At 69.7% G+C, this 20,304-nt stretch carries 14 protein-coding genes; 4 read left to right on the forward strand and 10 right to left on the reverse strand.

What is annotated here, in order from left to right:
* Positions 1–36: 36 nt before the first annotated feature.
* From rpoC to pxpA, 5 genes are all read right to left on the reverse strand, one after another.
* On the reverse strand, positions 37–3,912 hold the full coding sequence (gene rpoC, locus ACIGEP_RS08290; RefSeq protein ID WP_396661148.1) for a DNA-directed RNA polymerase subunit beta': 3,876 nt from the start codon (positions 3,910–3,912) through the stop codon (positions 37–39).
* Positions 3,913–3,953: 41 nt separating this feature from the next.
* Positions 3,954–7,454, reverse strand: coding sequence for a DNA-directed RNA polymerase subunit beta (locus tag ACIGEP_RS08295; RefSeq protein ID WP_396661149.1), 3,501 nt, complete (start codon positions 7,452–7,454; stop codon positions 3,954–3,956).
* 234 nt (positions 7,455–7,688) lie between these two features.
* On the reverse strand, positions 7,689–8,294 hold the full coding sequence (locus ACIGEP_RS08300) for a hypothetical protein (RefSeq protein WP_396661150.1): 606 nt from the start codon (positions 8,292–8,294) through the stop codon (positions 7,689–7,691).
* A 27-nt stretch (positions 8,295–8,321) separates the two neighbouring features.
* Entirely contained in the window at positions 8,322–9,860 is a 1,539-nt protein-coding gene (locus ACIGEP_RS08305) for a carboxyltransferase domain-containing protein (RefSeq protein WP_396661151.1), read from the reverse strand.
* Positions 9,854–10,609, reverse strand: a complete 756-nt coding sequence (gene pxpA / locus ACIGEP_RS08310; protein WP_396661152.1) for a 5-oxoprolinase subunit PxpA — start codon at positions 10,607–10,609, stop codon at positions 9,854–9,856. Before pxpA ends, ACIGEP_RS08305 begins: the two co-directional genes overlap by 7 nt.
* Positions 10,610–10,739: 130 nt before the next feature.
* Between pxpA and ACIGEP_RS08315 the strand changes: the two genes are divergently transcribed.
* Together ACIGEP_RS08315 and ACIGEP_RS08320 are read left to right on the forward strand one after the other, a co-directional pair.
* Positions 10,740–11,576 carry an alpha/beta fold hydrolase gene (locus ACIGEP_RS08315; RefSeq protein ID WP_396661153.1) on the forward strand — a complete coding sequence of 279 codons (837 nt, stop codon included), beginning with the start codon at positions 10,740–10,742 and terminating at the stop codon, positions 11,574–11,576.
* Positions 11,577–11,696: 120 nt separating this feature from the next.
* Positions 11,697–12,218 (forward strand): hypothetical protein, encoded by a 522-nt coding sequence (locus tag ACIGEP_RS08320; protein WP_396661154.1) that lies wholly within the window; start codon positions 11,697–11,699, stop codon positions 12,216–12,218.
* Positions 12,219–12,220: 2 nt separating this feature from the next.
* Here the strand turns inward: ACIGEP_RS08320 and ACIGEP_RS08325 are convergent, their stop codons facing one another.
* From ACIGEP_RS08325 to ACIGEP_RS08335, 3 genes are read right to left on the reverse strand one after another with little or no spacing between them, the layout of a single operon-like run.
* On the reverse strand, positions 12,221–13,168 hold the full coding sequence (locus tag ACIGEP_RS08325; RefSeq protein WP_396661155.1) for a DNA-methyltransferase: 948 nt from the start codon (positions 13,166–13,168) through the stop codon (positions 12,221–12,223).
* Positions 13,165–14,214 carry a biotin/lipoate A/B protein ligase family protein gene (locus tag ACIGEP_RS08330; RefSeq protein ID WP_396661156.1) on the reverse strand — a complete coding sequence of 350 codons (1,050 nt, stop codon included), beginning with the start codon at positions 14,212–14,214 and terminating at the stop codon, positions 13,165–13,167. Before ACIGEP_RS08330 ends, ACIGEP_RS08325 begins: the two co-directional genes overlap by 4 nt.
* 4 nt (positions 14,215–14,218) lie before the next feature.
* Positions 14,219–15,115 (reverse strand): alpha/beta fold hydrolase, encoded by an 897-nt coding sequence (locus ACIGEP_RS08335; RefSeq protein ID WP_396661157.1) that lies wholly within the window; start codon positions 15,113–15,115, stop codon positions 14,219–14,221.
* A gap of 74 nt (positions 15,116–15,189) precedes the next feature.
* Here ACIGEP_RS08335 and ACIGEP_RS08340 point away from each other — a divergent pair, with 74 nt between their 5' ends.
* Positions 15,190–15,636: a MarR family winged helix-turn-helix transcriptional regulator gene (locus tag ACIGEP_RS08340; protein ID WP_396661158.1), complete on the forward strand. Its 447-nt coding sequence runs from the start codon at positions 15,190–15,192 to the stop codon at positions 15,634–15,636.
* A complete protein-coding gene (locus ACIGEP_RS08345; protein ID WP_396661159.1) occupies positions 15,633–16,973 on the forward strand; it encodes an MFS transporter in 1,341 nt (446 codons plus the stop codon). The genes ACIGEP_RS08340 and ACIGEP_RS08345 overlap by 4 nt, the downstream gene beginning before the upstream one ends.
* Positions 16,974–17,138: 165 nt before the next feature.
* On the opposite strand, the gene ACIGEP_RS08350 is transcribed toward ACIGEP_RS08345, so the two are convergent.
* On the reverse strand, positions 17,139–19,550 hold the full coding sequence (locus tag ACIGEP_RS08350; protein WP_396661160.1) for a glycoside hydrolase family 2 TIM barrel-domain containing protein: 2,412 nt from the start codon (positions 19,548–19,550) through the stop codon (positions 17,139–17,141).
* On the reverse strand, positions 19,547–20,218 hold the full coding sequence (locus ACIGEP_RS08355) for a TetR/AcrR family transcriptional regulator (protein ID WP_396661161.1): 672 nt from the start codon (positions 20,216–20,218) through the stop codon (positions 19,547–19,549). Before ACIGEP_RS08355 ends, ACIGEP_RS08350 begins: the two co-directional genes overlap by 4 nt.
* Positions 20,219–20,304: the final 86 nt, after the last annotated feature.

Below are 20,304 nucleotides of genomic sequence, written 5' to 3' on the forward strand. Positions count from 1 at the left end.
ATCCCGGGGGCCTTCGGTCAGACGATCAGACCTCGATCAGTTGTAGCTGCCGGGGGTGAAGTCGTCGGTCGAGAAGCTGTCGAAGTCGACGTAGCTCAGGTCGGCGTCGCTGTAGGCGCCGTCCGAGGCGAAGATGCGGTTGGGGTACCGCTCGCTCTTGGCCTCCTCCGTCGCCTCGACCACGACGTTGCGGTACTTCGCAAGGCCGGTGCCGGCGGGGATGAGCTTTCCGATGATGACGTTCTCCTTGAGGCCGACGAGCGGGTCGCTCTTGCCCTCCATGGCCGCCTGCGTGAGGACGCGGGTGGTCTCCTGGAACGATGCGGCCGACAGCCACGACTCCGTCGCGAGCGACGCCTTCGTGATACCCATCAGCTCGGGGCGACCCGAGGCGGGGCGCTTGCCCGCCGCGACCGCCTCGCGGTTCATCTGCTGGTAGCGCTTGAAGTCCACCAGCTCACCGGGAAGCAGGTCCGTCTCGCCGTGGTCGACGACCGTGACCTTGCGCAGCATCTGGCGCACGATGACCTCGATGTGCTTGTCGTGGATCGGCACACCCTGCGAGCGGTACACGCCCTGCACGCCGCCGACGAGGTACTTCTGCACCTCGCGGGCACCCTGCACGCGCATGACCTCCTTGGGGTCGAGCGTTCCGACCTGCAGCGGCTGACCGACCACGACGCGCTGCCCGTCCTCGACGAGGAGGGTGGCGCGCTTGAGGACCGGGTAGACGTGCGGCTCGTCGCCGTTGTCCGGGGTCAGGATGACCTTCTTGGCCTTCTCGGTCTCGTCGATCTTGATGACACCGTCGGCCTCGGCGATCGGGGACGCACCCTTGGGGGTACGGGCCTCGAACAGCTCCTGGACGCGGGGAAGACCCTGGGTGATGTCATCCGCCGACGCCGAACCACCGGTGTGGAAGGTACGCATCGTCAGCTGGGTACCGGGCTCACCGATCGACTGAGCGGCGATGATGCCGACGGCCTCGCCGATGTCGACGAGCTTGCCGCTGGCCAGCGAACGGCCGTAGCACTTCGCGCACACACCGACGGCCGAGTCACAGGTGAGGACCGAGCGCACCTTGATGCTCTCGATGCCACCGGCGACCAGCTTGTCGATGAGGACGTCGCCCACGTCGTCGCCGGCGTCGGCCAGGACGGTGCCCTGCGCGTCGACCACGTCGGCGGCGAGGGTACGGGCGAACACCGAGTTCTCGACGTTGGCGTCACGCACGAGCGTGCCGTCGGTGCCGGGAGCGGCGATCGTGAACTCGAGACCCTTGGTCGTGCCGCAGTCCTCCTCGCGGATGATGACATCCTGCGAGACGTCGACGAGTCGACGGGTGAGGTAACCCGAGTCGGCGGTACGGAGGGCCGTGTCGGCCAGACCCTTACGCGCACCGTGCGTCGCGATGAAGTACTCCGCCACCGACAGACCCTCGCGGTACGAGGAGATGATCGGACGGGGGATGATCTCACCCTTGGGGTTGTTCACCAGGCCTCGCATACCCGCGATGTTGCGGATCTGCAGCCAGTTACCACGGGCGCCCGAGCTCACCATGCGGTTGATGGTGTTGTCGGCCGGGAAGTTGTCCCGCATCGCCTTCTGGACCTCGTCGGTCGCCTCGGTCCAGATCTTGATGAGCTCCTGACGACGCTCGGCGTCGGTCGTGAGACCCTTCTCGAACTGGCCTTGGACCTTCGCGGCCTGCTTCTCGTAGGCGGCGACGATCTCCTTCTTGTTCGGCGGCGTGAGGACGTCGCTGAGGGCGACGGTCACACCCGAACGGGTGGCCCAGTAGAAGCCGGCGTCCTTGATCCGGTCGAGGGATGCCGCGACCTCGGTCTTCGGGTACTCCTCGGCCAGCTTGTTGACGATCTGCGACAGCTTGCCCTTGTCGGCCTGCTCGCGGACGAACGGGTACCCCTTGGGGAGCGTGTCGTTGAAGATCGCCTGGCCCAGCGAGGCGTCCACGAGACCGTGGCGCTCGTAGCCCTCGGGGGCTTCGCCCTCGAGGAAGGTCAGACCGGGGACGCGGATGCGGACCTTGGCCTGCAGGTCGAGGGTGCCCTCGTCCTTGGCCAGGATCGCCTCGCCGACGGAGCCGAACACGCGACCCTCACCGGCAGCACCCTCCTTGATGGTCGTCAGGTGGTGCAGACCGATGATCATGTCCTGCGAGGGCAGGGTCACCGGGCGGCCGTCCGACGGCTTGAGGATGTTGTTCGAGGCGAGCATCAGCACGCGGGCCTCGGCCTGAGCCTCGACCGACAGCGGCAGGTGGACGGCCATCTGGTCACCGTCGAAGTCCGCGTTGAAGGCGGCGCAGACGAGCGGGTGGAGCTGGATGGCCTTGCCCTCGACGAGCTGCGGCTCGAACGCCTGGATGCCGAGACGGTGCAGCGTGGGCGCACGGTTCAGCAGCACGGGGCGCTCGCGGATGATCTCCTCGAGCACGTCCCAGACCTCGGGACGGGTGCGCTCGACGGCGCGCTTGGCGGCCTTGATGTTCTGCGAGTGACCCAGGTCGATGAGGCGCTTGATCACGAACGGCTTGAACAGCTCCAGCGCCATCTGCTTGGGCAGACCGCACTGGTGCAGCTTCAGCTGCGGACCGACGATGATGACCGAACGGCCCGAGTAGTCGACGCGCTTACCGAGCAGGTTCTGGCGGAAACGACCCTGCTTACCCTTCAGCATGTCGCTGAGGGACTTCAGGGCACGGTTGCCGGTGCCGGTGACGGGACGACCGCGACGGCCGTTGTCGAACAGGGCGTCGACGGCCTCCTGCAGCATCCGCTTCTCGTTGTTGACGATGATCTCGGGGGCACCGAGGTCGATCAGGCGACGGAGGCGGTTGTTGCGGTTGATGACGCGACGGTAGAGGTCGTTCAGGTCGGAGGTGGCGAAACGGCCACCGTCGAGCTGGACCATCGGGCGCAGCTCCGGCGGGATGACCGGGACGACGTCCAGGACCATCGACGCCGGGCTCATGCCGGTCGACAGGAACGAGTTGACGACCTTGAGTCGCTTGATCGCACGGATCTTGCGCTGGCCCTTGCCCTCGGAGATCTGCAGGTGCAGCGACTCGGCCTCGGCGGCCAGGTCGAAGGCCAGCAGGCGACGCTTGATCGACTCGGCGCCCATGTAGGCCTCGAAGTACTGACCGAAGCGGTCCTGCAGCTCCTGGAAGATGTCGTCTTCCTGCTTGAGCTGACCGACCTCGAGGTTACGGAACTCGTCCCACATCCGCTCGAGCTTGGCGACCTGCTCGTCGCCGCGCTTGCGGATGGTGGCCATCTCCTTCTCGGCGGCGTCCTTGGCCTTCTTCTTCTGGTCGGCCTTGGCTCCCTCCGCCTCGAGGGCGGCGAGCTCGTCTTCCAGCTTCTGCAGGCGGTCGGCGACGCGGGCGTCACGACGGTCGGCGATGTTCTTGATCTCGAGACGGAGGTTCGCCTCGTGGGTCGGCAGGTCGCGGTGGCGTGCGTCCTCGTCGACCGAGATCACCATGTAGGCGGCGAAGTAGATGACCTTCTCGAGGTCCTTCGGCGCCATGTCCAGCAGGTACCCGAGGCGCGAGGGCACGCCCTTGAAGTACCAGATGTGGGTGACGGGGGCGGCGAGCTCGATGTGCCCCATGCGCTCACGGCGGACGGAGGACTTGGTGACCTCCACGCCGCAGCGCTCGCAGACGATGCCCTTGAAGCGGACACGCTTGTACTTGCCGCAGGCGCACTCCCAGTCGCGGGACGGTCCGAAGATCTGCTCTCCGAAGAGGCCGTCCTTCTCGGGCTTCAGCGTGCGGTAGTTGATGGTCTCGGGCTTCTTGACCTCGCCGAAGGACCAACGACGGATGTCGTCGGCGGTGGCGAGACCGATGCGAAGCTGATCGAAGGTGTGTGACTCGAGCACTGATTCTCCTGTGTCGGAATTCTGTTCGTTGCCGGTACGGGTCAGATCTCGTCGATCGACGTCGACTCGAACCGGGTGGAGATGTTGATGCCGAGCTCCTCCGCTGCGCGGAAGGCCTCGTCGTCACTGTCACGCAGGTTCACCTCGGTGCCGTCGGCCGAGAGGACCTCGACGTTCAGGCAGAGGGACTGCATCTCCTTCATGAGGACCTTGAACGACTCCGGGATGCCGGGCTCCTGGATGTTCTCGCCTTTGACGATGGCTTCGTAGACCTTGACGCGACCCACGATGTCGTCGGACTTGATCGTCAGCAGCTCCTGCAGCGCGTAAGCGGCGCCGTAGGCCTCGAGCGCCCAGACCTCCATCTCACCGAAGCGCTGGCCACCGAACTGGGCCTTACCGCCGAGCGGCTGCTGGGTGATCATCGAGTAGGGACCCGTCGAGCGTGCGTGGATCTTGTCGTCGACAAGGTGGTGCAGCTTCAGGATGTACATGTAGCCGACCGAGATCGGAGCCGGGAAGGGCTCACCGGAGCGGCCGTCGAACAGCTTCGCCTTGCCGGAGCTGTCGATCAGACGCTCTCCGTCACGGGTCAGGTTCGTGGAGTCGAGGAGACCTGCGATCTCCTCCTCGAACGCACCGTCGAACACCGGGGTGGCGACCTTCGTGCCGGGAGCGGCCTCGCGGGCCTGCTCGGGGAGCTTGGCAGCCCACTCCGGCGACCCTTCGACCTTCCAGCCCTGCTTCGCGACCCAGCCGAGGTGCGTCTCGAGGACCTGACCGAAGTTCATTCGACCGGGGATGCCGAGCGGGTTGAGCACGACGTCGACCGGGGTGCCGTCGGCGAGGAAGGGCATGTCCTCGACGGGCAGGATCTTCGCGATGACACCCTTGTTGCCGTGGCGGCCGGCGAGCTTGTCACCCGCGGTGATCTTGCGCTTCTGGGCGATGTAGACCACGACGCGGCGGTTGACGCCCGAGCCGAGCTCGTCGTCGCCGTCCTCGGCGTTGAACTCCTTGACGGCGATGATCGTGCCCTGCTCGCCGTGGGGCACCTTCAGCGAGGTGTCACGGACTTCGCGGCTCTTCTCGTTGAAGATCGCGCGGAGCAGGCGCTCCTCGGCCGAGAGCTCGGTCTCGCCCTTGGGCGTGACCTTGCCGACCAGGATGTCGCCGGGGCGGACCTCGGCGCCGATGCGGATGATGCCGCGCTCGTCGAGGTCCTTCAGCAGGTCGGGGCTGACGTTGGGGAGGTCACGGGTGATCTCCTCCTTGCCCAGCTTGGTGTCGCGAGCGTCGACCTCGTACTCCTCGATGTGGATCGAGGAGAGGGTGTCATTCTTGACGAGCTCCTGGCTGAGGATGATGGCGTCCTCGAAGTTGTGACCCTCCCACGTCATGAACGCGACGAGGAGGTTCTTGCCGAGCGCCAGCTCGCCGTCCTCGGTGGCGGGGCCGTCGGCGATGACCTCGCCGACCTCGACCCGGTCGCCGGCCGAGACCACGACGCGCTGGTTGTAGGACGTGCCCTGGTTGGAGCGGTCGAACTTGCGCAGGAAGTAGTCCTGCGTGCCGCCCTCGTCGAGCTGCACGGTGACGACGTCGGCCGAGACCTCGGAGACGACACCGGCCTTGTCGGCGGTGATGACGTCACCCGCGTCGATGGCGGCGTAGCCCTCCATACCGGTACCGACGATCGGCGACTCGCTGCGCAGCAGCGGAACGGCCTGACGCTGCATGTTGGCACCCATGAGGGCGCGGTTCGCGTCGTCGTGCTCGAGGAAGGGGATGAGGGAGGTCGCGACCGACACCATCTGGCGGGGCGAGACGTCCATGTAGCCGATCTCGTCGACCGGGAACAGGTCGACCTCGCCGCCCTGGCCGCGGCGGGCCAGGATGCGGTCGTTGACGAACGTGCCGTCGGCGTTGAGCTCGACACCGGCCTGGGCCACGACGTAGTCGGCCTCTTCTGCGGCGGTCAGGTAGTCGATCTGGTCGGTGACCTTGTTGCCCACGACGCGGCGGTACGGCGTCTCGATGAAGCCGAACGCGTTGATGCGCGCGAACGAGGCGAGCGAACCGATGAGGCCGATGTTCGGGCCTTCCGGCGTCTCGATCGGGCACATGCGGCCGTAGTGCGACGGGTGGACGTCACGGACCTCGACGCCGGCACGCTCACGCGAGAGACCGCCGGGGCCGAGCGCCGAGAGGCGACGCTTGTGGGTCAGACCCGCGAGCGGGTTGTTCTGGTCCATGAACTGCGACAGCTGCGACGTTCCGAAGAACTCCTTGATCGCGGCCACGACGGGGCGGACGTTGATCAGGGTCTGCGGCGTGATCGCCTCGATGTCCTGCGTGGTCATGCGCTCGCGGACGACGCGCTCCATACGGGACAGACCGGTGCGGACCTGGTTCTGGATGAGCTCGCCGACGGCGCGGATGCGACGGTTGCCGAAGTTGTCGATGTCATCGACGTCCAGGCGGATCTCGGCGGCCTTGCCGCTGCGGACGCCGTCGTAGCTGACGTCGCCGCGGTGCAGGCGGACGAGGTACTTGATCGTCGCGACGATGTCCTCGACGGTCAGGACCGAGTCGCTGAGCGGCTTGTCGATGCCGAGCTTCTGGTTGATCTTGTAGCGACCCACCTTGGCCAGGTCGTAGCGCTTCGGGTTGAAGTAGAAGTTGTCCAGCAGCGCGCGGGCGGCCTCGGCGGCGACCTGCTCGCCCGGACGGAGCTTGCGGTAGATGTCGCGGAGCGCGTCCTCCTTGGTGAGGATCGTGTCCTTCTCGAGGGTCTCCTCGATCGAGCTGAAGCCCGCGAACTCCTGCATGATGTCCTCGCTCGAGAGGCCGAGGGCCTTGAGGAAGACGGTCACGGACTGCTTGCGCTTGCGGTCGATGCGCACGCCCACCTGGTCGCGCTTGTCGATCTCGAACTCGAGCCAGGCACCACGGCTCGGGATGACGCGCGCCGAGACGATGTCCTTGTCGGAGGTCTTGTCGGGCGTCTTGTCGAAGTAGACACCGGGCGAACGCACGAGCTGCGAGACGACGACGCGCTCGGTGCCGTTGATGATGAACGTGCCCTTGGCGGTCTGGAGCGGGAAGTCGCCCATGAAGACCGTCTGCGTCTTGATCTCACCCGTGAGGTGGTTCATGAACTCGGCCTCGACGTAGAGCGGGGCGGCGTAGGTCTTGCCGCGCTCCTTGCACTCCTCGATCGAGTACTTCTCGGGCTCGAGGTAGGGGTTCGTGAACGAGAGCTGCATCGTCTCGCCCAGGTCCTCGATCGGCGAGATCTCCTCGAAGATCTCCTCGAGGCCGCTGATCTCGGGCACATCGGTGCGGCCGGCGGCCTGCGCCTCGGCGACGCGCGCCTTCCACGCCTCGTTGCCGACGAGCCAGTCGAACGACTCGGTCTGCAGCGCGAGAAGGTCGGGGACCGTCAGCGTGTCGGAGATCTTGGCGAACGAGAGGCGGGATGCCCCGCGGCCGTTCTTGGTGGTGGTGGTGGTGGAAGTTGCGTTGCGCGCAGCAGCCAAGGGAATTACCTCCGTGAGCCCGGGGAGGGCTGGTTTTCCTTGTCGTCAGGTGGAGTACTCCCGCATCCACGCCTGCGGCGCGCGCCGACGGGGACCGTCGGGGGCGCAGGCACAAGCCGACCACCATATGAGGGCAAGTAGAGGGGAGCGCAACTACCCACTATAGGACGCGCGACGCGCCGTGTCCAGTCGGATCGTTGACGACTTTCGGATGCTGCGGTATAACCTGCGCGCTCAGACCCACTGCCACGTCGAAAGGACCGAGAGCGCGAGCGCATCGCGGTCCTCCTGCGGGACGTCGACACTCGACGAGAACGTGACGATGTAGGTCTGCCCCGCGTCGACGAGGTAGTACTGGTCGATGACGTAGGGGACCTCGCCCGTCGACACGGTCGCGGTCAGGTGCGCGGACTCGGACCCCGCCGCGGTGACCCGAGCGAGCGCCCGCGCGTCGGTGGCGCCCGCACCCTCGAGCTCGGCGATGCCGGTCTCCTCGACCTGGTCGGAGGTCACCTCGCCGCCGGGCGAGACGAGGATGTTGACGTTGTCGGGGTAGTCGTCGCCGTCCTGAAGATCGGCGGCGAAGGTCGTCGGATCGAAACCGTCCGGTGCGCCGTCGGGGAAGCCCCACCCCTCGGGCAGGCGGAACGTGTACTCGTCGGTCGCGACCTCCGCCCCGGTCGCGGGGGCGAACTCCACCGCGTCGGTCTCGGAGGGCGCAGCGGACTCCGACTCGGCGGGCGGCGCGGACTCCGGTGTGCACCCGGTCAGCCCCAGCACCGACGCTCCACCCAGGACGGCGACGAGCGCGAGTGCGGCGGAGGCGCGACGGAAGGGCATGGGGCAGACCCTACGCGCCCGCGACGATCACGGCCGAGGGCTTGCGCTCCGCAGCCGGAGATGCGATCCGGGGCGGGCCTGTGCGAGCGCCGCGCGCCCTGCGGCCATCACGACGCCGATCACGGGGTACCCCCCGGTCACGGGTCCGTCGGGTCCGAGGATCACCGGCTGACCGTCGGGCGGCACCTGGACGGCGCCCGGCAGCATGCCCTCGCTCGCGAGTTCGCGGCCGACCGCATCCGGAAGGCGCTCCAGGGGCGGGCCGTCGAGTCGGATGCCGACGCGGTCGGCGCGGGCTCCCACCATCCATCCCGTCTCGAGAAACGCGCGTCGCACCTCCGGAGGGAACCAGTCGGCGCGCGGCCCCGCCGCGACGGGGACGTCGAGGACGGCCGGCGGCGGGGTCCACGGCCACAGATCGACGGGCGGGACCGGATGCCGCGCGGCATCCGCCGTCGTGATCCCGTCGCCCGCGCGCAGCGGCGGGACGCCGAGACCCGCGAGGGTGTCGGCGGCGATCGACCCGAACACGGGCGACCCCGAGATGCCCCCGCGGACGGCGAGCACGGCGCGGACGCCGGCGCGGAAGGCACCGAGGGTGAGCTCCGCGTCGGCGGGCCAGAGGACCGGCCGGTACGGATCGACCTCGCGACCCGCGACGTGGATGCTCCCCCACGCCCCGGTGACGGCGATCCACAGGTCGCGGACGGCCGTCGCGCGGAATCCGCCGAGGGTGACTTCGATCGCCGCGGCGCCCGGCGCGTTGCCGACGAGACGGTTCGCTGCGGCGAGGGCGGGGCGGTCGGCGGCCCCGGAGATCGACACGCCGTCGGCGAGCGCGCCGGGGCGACCGGCATCCTGCACCGTCGCGAGCGGACCCGGGTCCAGGACGACCGCGGCGGGCGTGCCCGCCGGCGCGGCCTCAGGTGGGACGAGCGATGCGGGCGCCGCCTGTGCGCGCCGGAAGCGCACGCGCGCGCCGGGGCGTAACAGGGCGGGGCGCTCGGCGTGCGGGTCGAACAGGGGCGCGTGCGTCGTGCCGATGAGCTGCCAGCCGCCCGGGGTCTCGCGGGGGTAGGCGCCCGTGAACTCCCCCGCCAGCGCGACGGCCCCCCGCGGCACCCGCGTGCGGGGCGTCGCCCGGCGCGGCACGTCGAGCCGCCAGTCCTCGCTCACCAGGTAGCCGAAGCCGGGGGCGAACCCCGTGAACGCGACGCTCCAGCGCGCGGCGAGGTGCCGGCCGATGAGGTCGTCGCGCGTCAGTCCGAGCAGCGATGCCGTCTCGTCGAGATCAGGCCCGTCGTAGACGACCGGGATCTCGATCTCGTCGGTCGACGCATCCCGGGCCGGGGGGCCTGCGGCATCCACCCCTTCCATCCAGGCGCGCGCGGCGGCCAGCGGCAGGACGGCCGGGTCCAGGTGGACGAGCACGGTGCGCGCAGCGGGGACGAGGTCGACGACGCCGCGGGGCCGGGTCCGCGCCAGGGCGGCATGGAGCGCGAGGACGTCGGCGAGCGCAGCGACCTCGGCGAGCAGCGCGCTGTCGCCGAACGGGCGGATCACCACGGCGCGCGCACCTCGACCCCCGCCGCGTCGAGGGCCGCCCGCACCGCGCGCGCCATCGCGACCGAGCCGGGGGTGTCGCCGTGAAGGCAGAGGGATGCCGCGTCGACCTCGATGATCGAGCCGTCGACCGCCGCCACGCCGCCGCCGGTCGCGAGCGTCACGGCGCGGGCGGCGACGACCTCCGCGTCGTGCAGGAGGGCGCCGGGATCCGAGCGGGGGACGAGGGCGCCCGACGGCAGGTAGCCGCGGTCGAGGAAGGCTTCGACGAAAAAGGGGATGCCGCGGCTCGCGGCGGCATCGACGATCGCCCCCGGCATCCCGAGCAGCGGGAGCGTGCGCCCGAGGTCCGCGGCGACGTCCGCGACGGCGGCGGCGACGGCGCCCGCCGCCTCGGGGTCGGCGGAGACCGCGTGGTACAGCGCGCCGTGGGGTTTGACGTAGCGGAGGTCGGCACCGACTCTCGCCAAGGCCGCGATCTGTGCCCGCACCTGCTCGCGGAGGAGGTCAGGCGGGACGGCGAGCGCCACCCGGCCGAACCCGGCGCGGTCGACGAAGGAAGGGTGCGCCCCGACCGCGACGCCCTGCGCGACCGCGCCCCTGACAGCATCAGTCATCGATGCGACGTCGCCGGCGTGGCCGCCGCAGGCGACGGACGCACTCGAGACGACGGCGAACATCGCCTCGTCGTCGGCGGTGGGCACGCCGTCGACGGTCTCGCCGAGGTCCGCGTTGAGGTCGATCGCCGCCATGAGGCCACGGTACCGGCGTCGTTCCATGAACAGCGGGCGAAGGATCCGTCAAGCGCTAGTCACGGCCGGGCGGGAAACATAGCGTCGGGGATGTCGCCGGACGACCGTTCCGGCGGGAAGGAGCGCCGTCGTGGCGTACATCACCGTGGGGACCGAGAACTCGGTCGACGTCGACATCTTCTACACCGATCAGGGGTCGGGTCAGCCGGTCGTGCTGATCCACGGATTCCCCCTCAACGGCGAATCGTGGGGCAAGCAGCAGGCCGCGCTCCTCGACGCCGGCTACCGCGTCATCGCCTACGACCGGCGCGGATTCGGGGCTTCGACGAAGACCGCATCGGGCTCGGACTACGACACCTTCGCGGCCGACCTGCACGCCCTCATCGAGGAACTCGAGCTCACCGACGCCGTGCTCGTCGGGTTCTCGATGGGCACCGGCGAGATCGCCCGCTACCTGTCGCGCTACGGCGCCGACCGCATCGCGAAGGTCGCCTTCCTCGGTTCGCTCGAGCCGTGGCTGCTGAAGACCGAGGAGAACCCCGACGGCGCCGGCGACCAGGCGTTCTTCGACGGCACCTCCGCGGCCGTCGCCGAGGATCGCTACGCGTTCCTGACCGGCTTCTTCCGGGACTTCTACAACCTCGACGACTACCTCGGGAACCGCATCTCGCAGGAGGCGCTCGACGCGTCGGTCGGCGTCGCCAATCAGGCGGGCAACGCCGCGATCGCGGCCGCCCCGCTGACCTGGGCGACGGACTTCCGCGCCGACATCCCCGCCGTCACCGTGCCGGCACTGATCCTGCACGGCACTGCCGACAACATCCTCCCGATCGACGTGACCGCCCGCCGCTTCCGCGAGCTCCTCCCCGAGGCGACGTACGTCGAGATCGAGGGCGCCCCGCACGGCCTGCTCTGGACCCACGGCGCCGAGGTCAACGAGGCGCTGCTGAGCTTCCTGCGCGGCTGAGCCCTCCCGCCGAGGAACGGCGTCCGGGATGCGTGTCCTCCCGGACGCCGTTTCTCGATCCGGTGGTGGAACCGCGAGCGCGGGTCATGTCACGATGAGGGCACGAGCGAGGGGGTCGCGATGACGGATGCCGCGGTGCAGCACACGGATACGAGCAAGAGCATGCTCGTCGGTCACGCGCTCTCGAGGCGTCTCGCGCGGGACCACCAGCGGAAGAAGCAGCCGGCGCTGTGGATAGGCGGGACGGCGATCGTCCTGCTCTTCGGATTCGGCATCTTCGCGCTCAACGGGAACGCCCGCTCCCTCATCATGGCCGCGTTCTGGGGGCTGGTCATCGCGATCGGGTTCGTCGCGATCCGCCACCTCGGCACGCAGAAGCTCACCCGCGTCATCGAGGGCCTCTATCCGGCGGGCGATCGCCTGACCGTCACCGTCTCCGACACGGGACTGACGGTGACCACGTCGGCCACGAGTCTCACGGTCGCGGCATCCGCTCTCTGGCGCATCTCGACAGCGCCGCACTCGGTGATGGTGCGCATCCACGGACTCATCGGGCCGGCGATGATCCTGCCGCGCGAGCTGCTGGACGACGCCGACGTCGCCCGGCTGCGCGCTCTGGCCCCTCGCATCCGTCGCGGCTGAGCTCAGCCGACCACGAGCGCATCGGGGATGCGTGCACGCATGACCGCGAGCGCGTCGGGACTGTGGTCGACGAGGACCGCGTCGCGCCCGAGGGCGTCGGCGACGGCGCCGGTGGTCCCGGAGCCGGCGAAGAGGTCGAGCACACGGTCGCCGGGTCGGCTGGAGGCCTGCACGATCCGCCGCAGGATGCCCTCAGGCTTCTGCGTCGGGTAGCCGGTCTTCTCCCGCCCGGACGTCGGGACGATCGTGTGCCACCAGACGTCCGTCGGCAGCTTGCCGCGCGCGGCCTTCTCGGGCGTCACGAGTCCCGGTGCCATGTAGGGCTCTCGGTCGACGGCATCCGAGTCGAAGAAGTACGCGGACGGGTCCTTCACGTAGACGAGGATCGTGTCGTGCTTGCTCGGCCAGCGTTTGCGCGACTTCGCACCGTAGTCGTAGGCCCAGATGAGCTCGTTGAGGAAGCAGTCCCGCCCGAAGACGGCGTCGAGCATGACCTTCGCGTAGTGCGCCTCGCGGTAGTCGAGGTGCAGGTAGAGCGTGCCGTCATCGGCGAGCAGCCGCCACGCCTCGCGCAGCCGCGGCTCGAGGAAGCCCCAGTAGTCGTCGAATCGGTCGTCGTAGAGCTTCAGCGCGCCGCGCGTGCGGGCGTAGGAGCTGCCTCGGAACCCGCCCTTGACCGGGCCCGCCGGCGGCCGCGGAGCATCGGGGTCGGGCACGAGGTGTCCCGTATTCAGTCCGGTCGGCGCCGCGGCGGCGCCGGCGGGGCGGGAATCCGCGGATGCCGGGGCCGCGGCATCCGCTGCGGACTGAATACGGAGCGCGGACTCGATCGCACGCTCCTGGGTGCGGCCGGTGTTGAAGGGCGGGTCGAGGTAGACCAGGGCGAACGAGGCGTCCGGCAGGCGCCGGGCGACCTCCAGGTTGTCGCCGAGATGGATCTCGACGGTCACGGGACGCGGCGCAGCCAGGCGTCCGTCGAGAACTTGGACTCGACGAGCGCCTCGGCCTCGGCGTACTCCTCCTCGGAGATCGACCCGGGCTTCGCGCCGTAGAGCGAGGTGAATGTCTCCGTGAACCGTTCGATGATCTCGGCGCGCGGCAGACCGGTCTGGCTGCGCAGCGGGTCGACGCGCTTCGCAGCCGATGCCGTCCCCTTGTCGGACAGCTTCTCGCGACCGATCCGGAGGACCTCGGTCAGCACCTGGCCGTCCATGTCGTAGCTGAGGGTGGCGTGGTGGAGCACTCCCCCGTTGGCGAGACGCTTCTGCGCGGCGCCTCCGATCTTGCCCTTCGACGAGGCGATGTCGTTGAGCGGCTGATAGGTCGCGTCGATGCCGAGGGAGCGGAGCGCGTGCAGCACCCAGTCGTCGAGGAACGCGTACGAATCCGCGAACGTCATCCCCGCGACGAGGGATGCCGGGACGTACAGCGAATAGGTCACGATCGACCCGGCGGCCATGAGCATCGCGCCGCCGCCGGAGATGCGCCGGACGACCTGGAAGCCGTGCCTCGCCGCTCCCTCGGGGTCGACCTCGTTGCGGAGGGACTGGAAGGAGCCGATGACGACGGCGGACTCGTCCCACTCCCAGATGCGGAGCGTCGGCGTGCGGCGACCGTCGCCGACGCGGGTCGTGAGCACCTCGTCGAGCGCGAGGTTCATCGCGGGCGACACGGCCTTCTCGTGGACGACCTCCCAGTCGAACTCGTTCCAGCCCGGCGCCACGATGAGCGCGCGACGGACGGCGGTGGCGACCGACTCGGGGGTGAAGCCGAGCAGCTGCGCGCCCTCGGGGAGCGCGCCGCGCACCGCGGCGGCGATCGTGGCGACGTCGGCCTCGGCCGGGAGCCCGGTGACGGCCGCGTCGATGTCGGCGAGGGCGTCGTCGGGCTCGAGGAAGAAGTCACCCGCCAGGTGGAAGTCCGCGATACGGCCGTCGGCCACCTCGAGGTCGACGACGACCAGCTTGCCGCCAGGAACCTTGTACTCGCCGTGCATGCCCCTATTCTCCCGTCTCCGCAGTGCCATCGGCGCCGGGAGCGGATGCCGCGTCGCGCCGCGCGATACGCGCGTCGAGCCACGCGAGCAGGTCAGCGCGCACCTCGGCGGCGCAGTGCTCGTTGAAGATCTCGTGGCGCGCGTCGGGGTACACGAGGGTCGTGACATCCGACAGCCCCGACCGGGTGCGGTACGCGTCGGCGAGACGGTGGACGCTGCGCGGCCCGCCGACGGGGTCGTCCCGCCCGACCATGAGGAGGACGGGGACGTCGACGCCGAGATTGCGCGTCGGCTTGCCGATCAGCCGCACCGTGTCGGCGGGCCCGAAGAGCGTCGGCAGCGGCGTCATGGTCGTCAGGGGGTCATCGAGGAAGGCGCGGCCGACCGCGGCATCCGTGGACAGCCATTCGACGCCCGTCGCGCCGGCACCTGCCCACCGCTTGTTCAGCGGCGCGGCGTTGAGCGCCCCCGGCCAGAGCAGCGATGAGCCGGACAGGACGACGGCGTCGTAGGCGCGGGGATCCGCGTTCAGGAGCTTCTGCGCGAGGAAGGATCCCCAGGAATGGCCGAGGAGGACCAGCGGCAGATCGGGATGCCGGCCGCGGATGAGCTCGGTGAACTGCCGGCACGCCGCGATCGCGGCGCGCAGGCCACCGGGCCCGAGTCGGCCGAGGCGCGAGTGGTCGCCGTTCCACTGCCGCAGGCCGGTGCGGCCGTGACCGCGGTGGTCGTCGGCGTAGACCGTGAAACCGTCGGCAGTGAGGGCGGCGATGAGGGCGCCGTACCGACCGGCGTGCTCGCCGACCCCGTGGAGCAGCTGGACGACGCCGCGCGGCGTCCCCTCGGCGGGGTAGACGTCGTAGACGATCGCGATGCCGTGTGCATCGATGAACTCGGGCATGGCTCGAATCCTAGGCCCGGCCCGGCAGGTGACTCCGAGCCGTTAGCAAGACTAATGAGCTAGGCTAAAAAAACATGAGCGATGCGACCGGTGACCCGACCCAGGACCTCGCTCACGCGGCATCCGACTTCCGGATGGCGACCTTCCGTCTCGCGCGGCGCCTGCGATCGCAGCGCGCGGTCGACACGATGAGCGACGGGCAGTTCGCCGTGCTGGCGGCGCTGAAGGTGCACGGTCCGCACACACTGGGCGAGCTCGCCGAGCGCGAGCGCGTCTCAGCTCCCTCGATGAACCGCACGGTCAACTGCCTCGAAGAGCTCGGTTACCTGAGCCGCACCCCCGACGAGAACGACCGTCGCAAGGTGGTCATCGACCTCACCGACAGCGGACGCGAGGTCGTCGTCGAGACCGTCCGCCGTCGGGACTCCTGGCTCGAGCACGCGTTCGGGGAGCTCACCGCCACGCAGCGCGCGACCCTCGCGAAGGCCTCCGCGATCATGCAGGAGGTGGCCGAACGATGAGTTCCGCGATGTTCCGCTCCTTCTCCGTCTTCAACTACCGCGTCTGGTTCATCGGCGCGCTCGTCTCGAACGTCGGCGCGTGGATGCAGGCGACCGCCCTCAGCTGGGTGGTGCTGACGCAGCTGACCGACAACGACGCGACCGCCATGGGCGTCACGATGGCACTGCAGTTCGCGCCTCCTCTGCTGCTCGTGGGCGTCACCGGACTCGTCGCCGACCGGTTCGACCGCCGCAAGCTGCTGTTCGTCACGCAGGGTTCGCTCATGCTGCTCGGGGTCACGATCGGCGTCCTGCTGCTGATCGGCGCGATGGACCTGTGGACGATGTACGCCTTCGCCTTCGCGCTCGGCGTTGTCGCCGCCTTCGACAACCCGACCCGGCAGGCCTTCGTCTCGGACCTCGTCGCCCGCGAGAACGCGTCGAACGCGGTCGCGCTGAACGCGGCATCCTTCAACACGGCCCGCATGATCGGCCCGGCAGTCGCGGGCCTCGTGATCGTCGCGGTCGGGACCGGATGGGTCTTCCTCGTGAACGCGTTGACGTTCCTCGCGATGCTCGTCGCGCTCCTGCTCATCCGCTCGTCCGAACTCGTTCCGCGCCCGAAGCTGCGCAGCTCCGCGCGGATGGCGGACGGGCTGCGCTACGTGGGCAGCCGCCCCGACCTCGTCGTCACCTTCATCATGGTGTTCCTGCTCGGCGCCTTCGGCATGAACTTCCCGATCCTCGCCTCGACCATGGCCCTCGAGTTCGGTCAGAACGCGGACGGCTACGGCGTGCTCAGTTCGATCCTCGCGATCGGGTCGCTCGCGGGCGCGCTGCTCGCGGCCCGGCGCGACCGCGCCCGGATGCGGCTCGTGATCGGCGGACTCGGTCTGTTCGCGATCGCGTCGGTGCTGTCGGCGGCGATGCCGGTGTACATCGCCTATGCGGCGACCCTGATGCTGATCGGGTTCGCGACCGTCACGACGCTCACGACCGCCAACGGCTACGTGCAGACCACGACCGAACCCGCTCTGCGGGGTCGCGTGCTCGCGCTCTACATGGCGATCCTCATGGGCGGCACGCCGTTCGGCGCCCCGATCGTCGGTTGGGTCGCGGACGCGTTCGGCCCGCGCACGGCGATCCTGCTCGGCGCCGCCGCGGCCCTCGTGGCGTTCTGCGTCGGCGGCGGCTGGCTGCTGTTCTCGGGTCGCCTGCACCGTCACGAGACGCGCCGCTTCGCGATGACGATCGACGAGACCCGCCCGATCAGCGTCATCGCCCCCGAGGAGTTCAGCGACGAGGTCGCCGCGACGACGCCGATCCGGTTGCCCGAGGGCGAGACGCGGCGCAGCTGAGCCGGTTCCGGGGACGCGATGTGTCGCATCCCCGGCGTGCGAGCGACAGGCGGCGTCCCCGGGGCAGAGCGCGCGCGGGTTCCGGGGACGCGAAGCGTCGCGTCGCGCCGCCGGGAGCGGCATCGTGAGTCCCCGGACCGGGAGGGGGATGCCGCGCGGCGCCGCTCAGACGCCGGTGACCACCGTGCGCACGGCGTCGAACCCCGCTGCGGAGGCGGTGACGACCACCTCGCCCGGCCCGTCGACGCGGACCACGGCGAGCAGGCGGCCGTCGTAGGTCGTGTAGGCGCTGTCGCCGAACGACTCCTCCGTCCGGGCACGGCCGGAGCCCAGACCCGCCAGGAGCCCGGGACCCGAGACCTGGACCTCTACCCGCACGTCGCGGTCGACGACGGCGATGCCGTCGTCGTCCGCGAGGGTGATCGCGACGAACGCGAGCCCGCCGACCGCGACCTCGTCGCGTTCGGCGTGCGCCTGCAGGCGCGGGGTGCCGGCCGTGCGCAGGACGTGGCGACCGGTCTCGCGGGCACCGCGGCGAGCGACCGCGACGAGCTCGCCCGGGTGGAACGGGGTCTCGAAGCGCGCCACGAACGCCTTCTCGGCGCCCACCGGTGCGATGCCCAGGCTCTCGCCGTCGAGGAGCAGTTCGACCTCGTCGGCATCCACGTAGACGTCGACCGTCACGGGAACGCCGGGCGCGGCATCCCAGCTCCACGTCGACACGGTGTCGGTCCAGGACCACGGCGTCGTCGCGGTCGGCCGGCCGTGGTGCTGCGGGCGGTGGACAGCGATGTACGGCTCGGTGCGCAGGCCGTAGACGATCTCGCGGTAGTACGAGATCGTCCGCCGGTACCCGGTGATGTCGAGGTCGCCCGACTCGGCCAGTCGGTACGGGTACGGGCCCGCGGTCCCGGTGTCGGTGTAGCCGGGCTCGTCGGTGTAGTCGACTCGGCCGATGCCGGCCTCGCCCAGGTAGTCCCAGCCCGTCCAGGTGAAGTCGCCGATGACGTGCGGCAGCTCCTCGACGAGCCCCCACATCACGTCGATGCGCGCCGGGAACGTCTCGGAACCGACGATGACGCGGTTCGGGTGGTCGACGGCATCCTGTCGGTACCGGGAATCGGCGTAGTTGAACCCGACGATGTCGAGCACCGCGGCCGACTCCTCGATCGAGGCGCTCACCAGCGGCGACGCGTTCATGAGCCCCATCTGGTCGCCCATGTTCGCCATCATCGTGTTCGCGTCCTCTACCTGCTCGCGGGCCTCGGCCATGCGCGGCAGGTTGGCGATGATCCCGTTGATGCCGTTCGTCACGAAGCGGGTCGGATCCGCCGCACGGACGGCCTCGGCGAGCCGCCGACTCCACGTCGATCCGATCGGGGTGCCGAGTTCGAGGATCTCATTCCCGATCGAGTACATGATCACGCTCGGGTGGTTGCGGTCCTTTTCGACCAGTGAGCGGATGTCGCGCTGCCACCGCTCCGGGAACGTGATCGTGGCGTCGAAGGGCGCCTTCGCGCGCGTCCAGGCGTCGGCGAGCTCGTCCATGACGAGCACGCCGTGCCGGTCGCACGCGTCGAGCATCGCTCGGCTCATCGGGTTGTGCGCGCTCCGCAGCGCGTTGAACCCGGCGTCCTTGAGGAGTCGCACGCGTCGATCCTCGGCGTCGTCGTGCGTCGCCGCACCGAGCACGCCGTTGTCGTGGTGCACGCATGCGCCGCGGAGCTTCACCGGCTGCCCGTTGATGCGGAGGCCCCGCACGGGGTCGACCTGCAGGGTCCGGATGCCGAAGGTCGTCGACTCCTCGTCGAGCACCGCACCGGCGGCGTCCGTCACCGTCGTCCGCACCGCGTACAGGTGCGGGTGATCGGGGTGCCAGCGGTGCGGCGCGGTGACGACGAGACGCGCGCGGGCGACGGCATCCACTCCGGGCAGCACCGTCGCGGGAGACGTGCCGGAGGCGACCGGTGCGCCGTCCGGTCCGACGATCGTCCACTCGACCCGCGTCTCGCGCGTATGCCGTGCGGCGTTGCGCACGGTGACCGCGACCTCGACGATCGCGCGCTCTTCGTCGACGTCGGGGGTCGTGACGATGACGCCGTGGGTCGGGATGTGTACCGGATCGGCGACGACGAGGTGGAAGGGGCGGTAGATCCCGGCGCCGCTGTACCAGCGGCTGTCGCGGTGCGCGCGGGCCTCGACGGTCAGCCGGTTCGTCTCGCCGAAGCGGAGGTAGGGGTCGAGCTCGGCGGTGAACCCGGCGTAGCCGTTCGCCTCGTGGGTGACGACCTCGCCGTTCAGGAGCACGACCGCGTCGCGATAGACCCCTTCGAACTCGAGTCGGACGGTCTTCTCGCGCCACGACTCGGGGACGTCCAGCTCGCGGACGTACTCGAACGCGCCACCGGGGGTGTAGCCGGAGTGGACGCCCTGGACCTCGTCGGCGGAGCGGGGCAGATCACGCAGCGCGTCATGCGGCAGGACGACGGGCACGGGTCCGTGGCCCTCGGCGGGCGATTCGAAGGGGCCGAGTTTGGGGCCTGCGGTCCAGCCGTCGTGAAGGAGCAAACGGGTCATGATGCGACCTCGGCGGTTTCGTCATCCCCAGCCGTGTCGACGTCCCAGTCGATGTCGGCGAAGGTCGCGAAGAGGGCCTTCAGTTCCTCGGCCATGTCCAGAACGGAGCGGTCGAGGAGCCACTGGACCTGAAGTCCGTCCATCATCGCGATGATGGTGATGGCGGCACGGCGCGGCGTCATCCCGTGCCGGAGGCGACCGTCCCGCTCGAGGTTGTCGAGGGCACGCTCGATCGTGGTCCGGGTGAAGTTGTAGCGGCGGACGAAGTACGCGTGCGCCGGATGGTCGGGCGCGGTCGCCTCGCCGGAGAGCGTCGCGAACAGCTCGACGACGCCGGGGATCGACGCGTTGTAGGCGGCGAGATCCACGAGGCCGCGCAGGACCGCTGCACCATCCTCCGAGCCCGTCGGGACGATGGTCCGCGCACGTTCGTCTTTCTCCTCGAGCACCGCCTCGAGGAGGGCGCTCTTGTTGCGGAAGTGGTGCAGCAGCCCCGCCTCGCTCATGCCGACACGCAGCGCGATCTCGCGCAGCGACCCGGCCCGGTACCCGGAGCCGGAGAAGACCTCAAGCGCCGCGTCGAGGATCGCCTGACGTGTCGCCTCGGTCTTGGCGTAGGTGCCGCGCCGGCGTCCCTGCGCCGTCGCCGTGGTGTCCGTGTTCGTCATCACCGTCATTCTCTCCAGACGCCCCCGTCGGCGCCTGTCGCGGCCCAGTCTGCACGGTTCGATAACGAAAACCTAGCGATGACTAG

It is taken from the genome of Microbacterium sp. NPDC077663, assembly GCF_044542795.1.
Classification (GTDB): Bacteria; Actinomycetota; Actinomycetes; order Actinomycetales; family Microbacteriaceae; genus Microbacterium.

What these genes read in the sequence shown, in the direction of transcription:
- pxpA (WP_396661152.1), bottom strand. Translation starts at nt 10,609, where the DNA reads ATGGCGGCGATCGACCTCAACGCGGACCTCGGCGAGACCGTCGACGGC.
- ACIGEP_RS08300 (WP_396661150.1), bottom strand. Translation starts at nt 8,294, where the DNA reads ATGCCCTTCCGTCGCGCCTCCGCCGCACTCGCGCTCGTCGCCGTCCTG.
- ACIGEP_RS08340 (WP_396661158.1), top strand. Translation starts at nt 15,190, where the DNA reads ATGAGCGATGCGACCGGTGACCCGACCCAGGACCTCGCTCACGCGGCA.
- ACIGEP_RS08320 (WP_396661154.1), top strand. Translation starts at nt 11,697, where the DNA reads ATGACGGATGCCGCGGTGCAGCACACGGATACGAGCAAGAGCATGCTC.
- ACIGEP_RS08350 (WP_396661160.1), bottom strand. Translation starts at nt 19,550, where the DNA reads ATGACCCGTTTGCTCCTTCACGACGGCTGGACCGCAGGCCCCAAACTC.
- ACIGEP_RS08335 (WP_396661157.1), bottom strand. Translation starts at nt 15,115, where the DNA reads ATGCCCGAGTTCATCGATGCACACGGCATCGCGATCGTCTACGACGTC.
- ACIGEP_RS08330 (WP_396661156.1), bottom strand. Translation starts at nt 14,214, where the DNA reads ATGCACGGCGAGTACAAGGTTCCTGGCGGCAAGCTGGTCGTCGTCGAC.
- ACIGEP_RS08355 (WP_396661161.1), bottom strand. Translation starts at nt 20,218, where the DNA reads ATGACGAACACGGACACCACGGCGACGGCGCAGGGACGCCGGCGCGGC.
- ACIGEP_RS08345 (WP_396661159.1), top strand. Translation starts at nt 15,633, where the DNA reads ATGAGTTCCGCGATGTTCCGCTCCTTCTCCGTCTTCAACTACCGCGTC.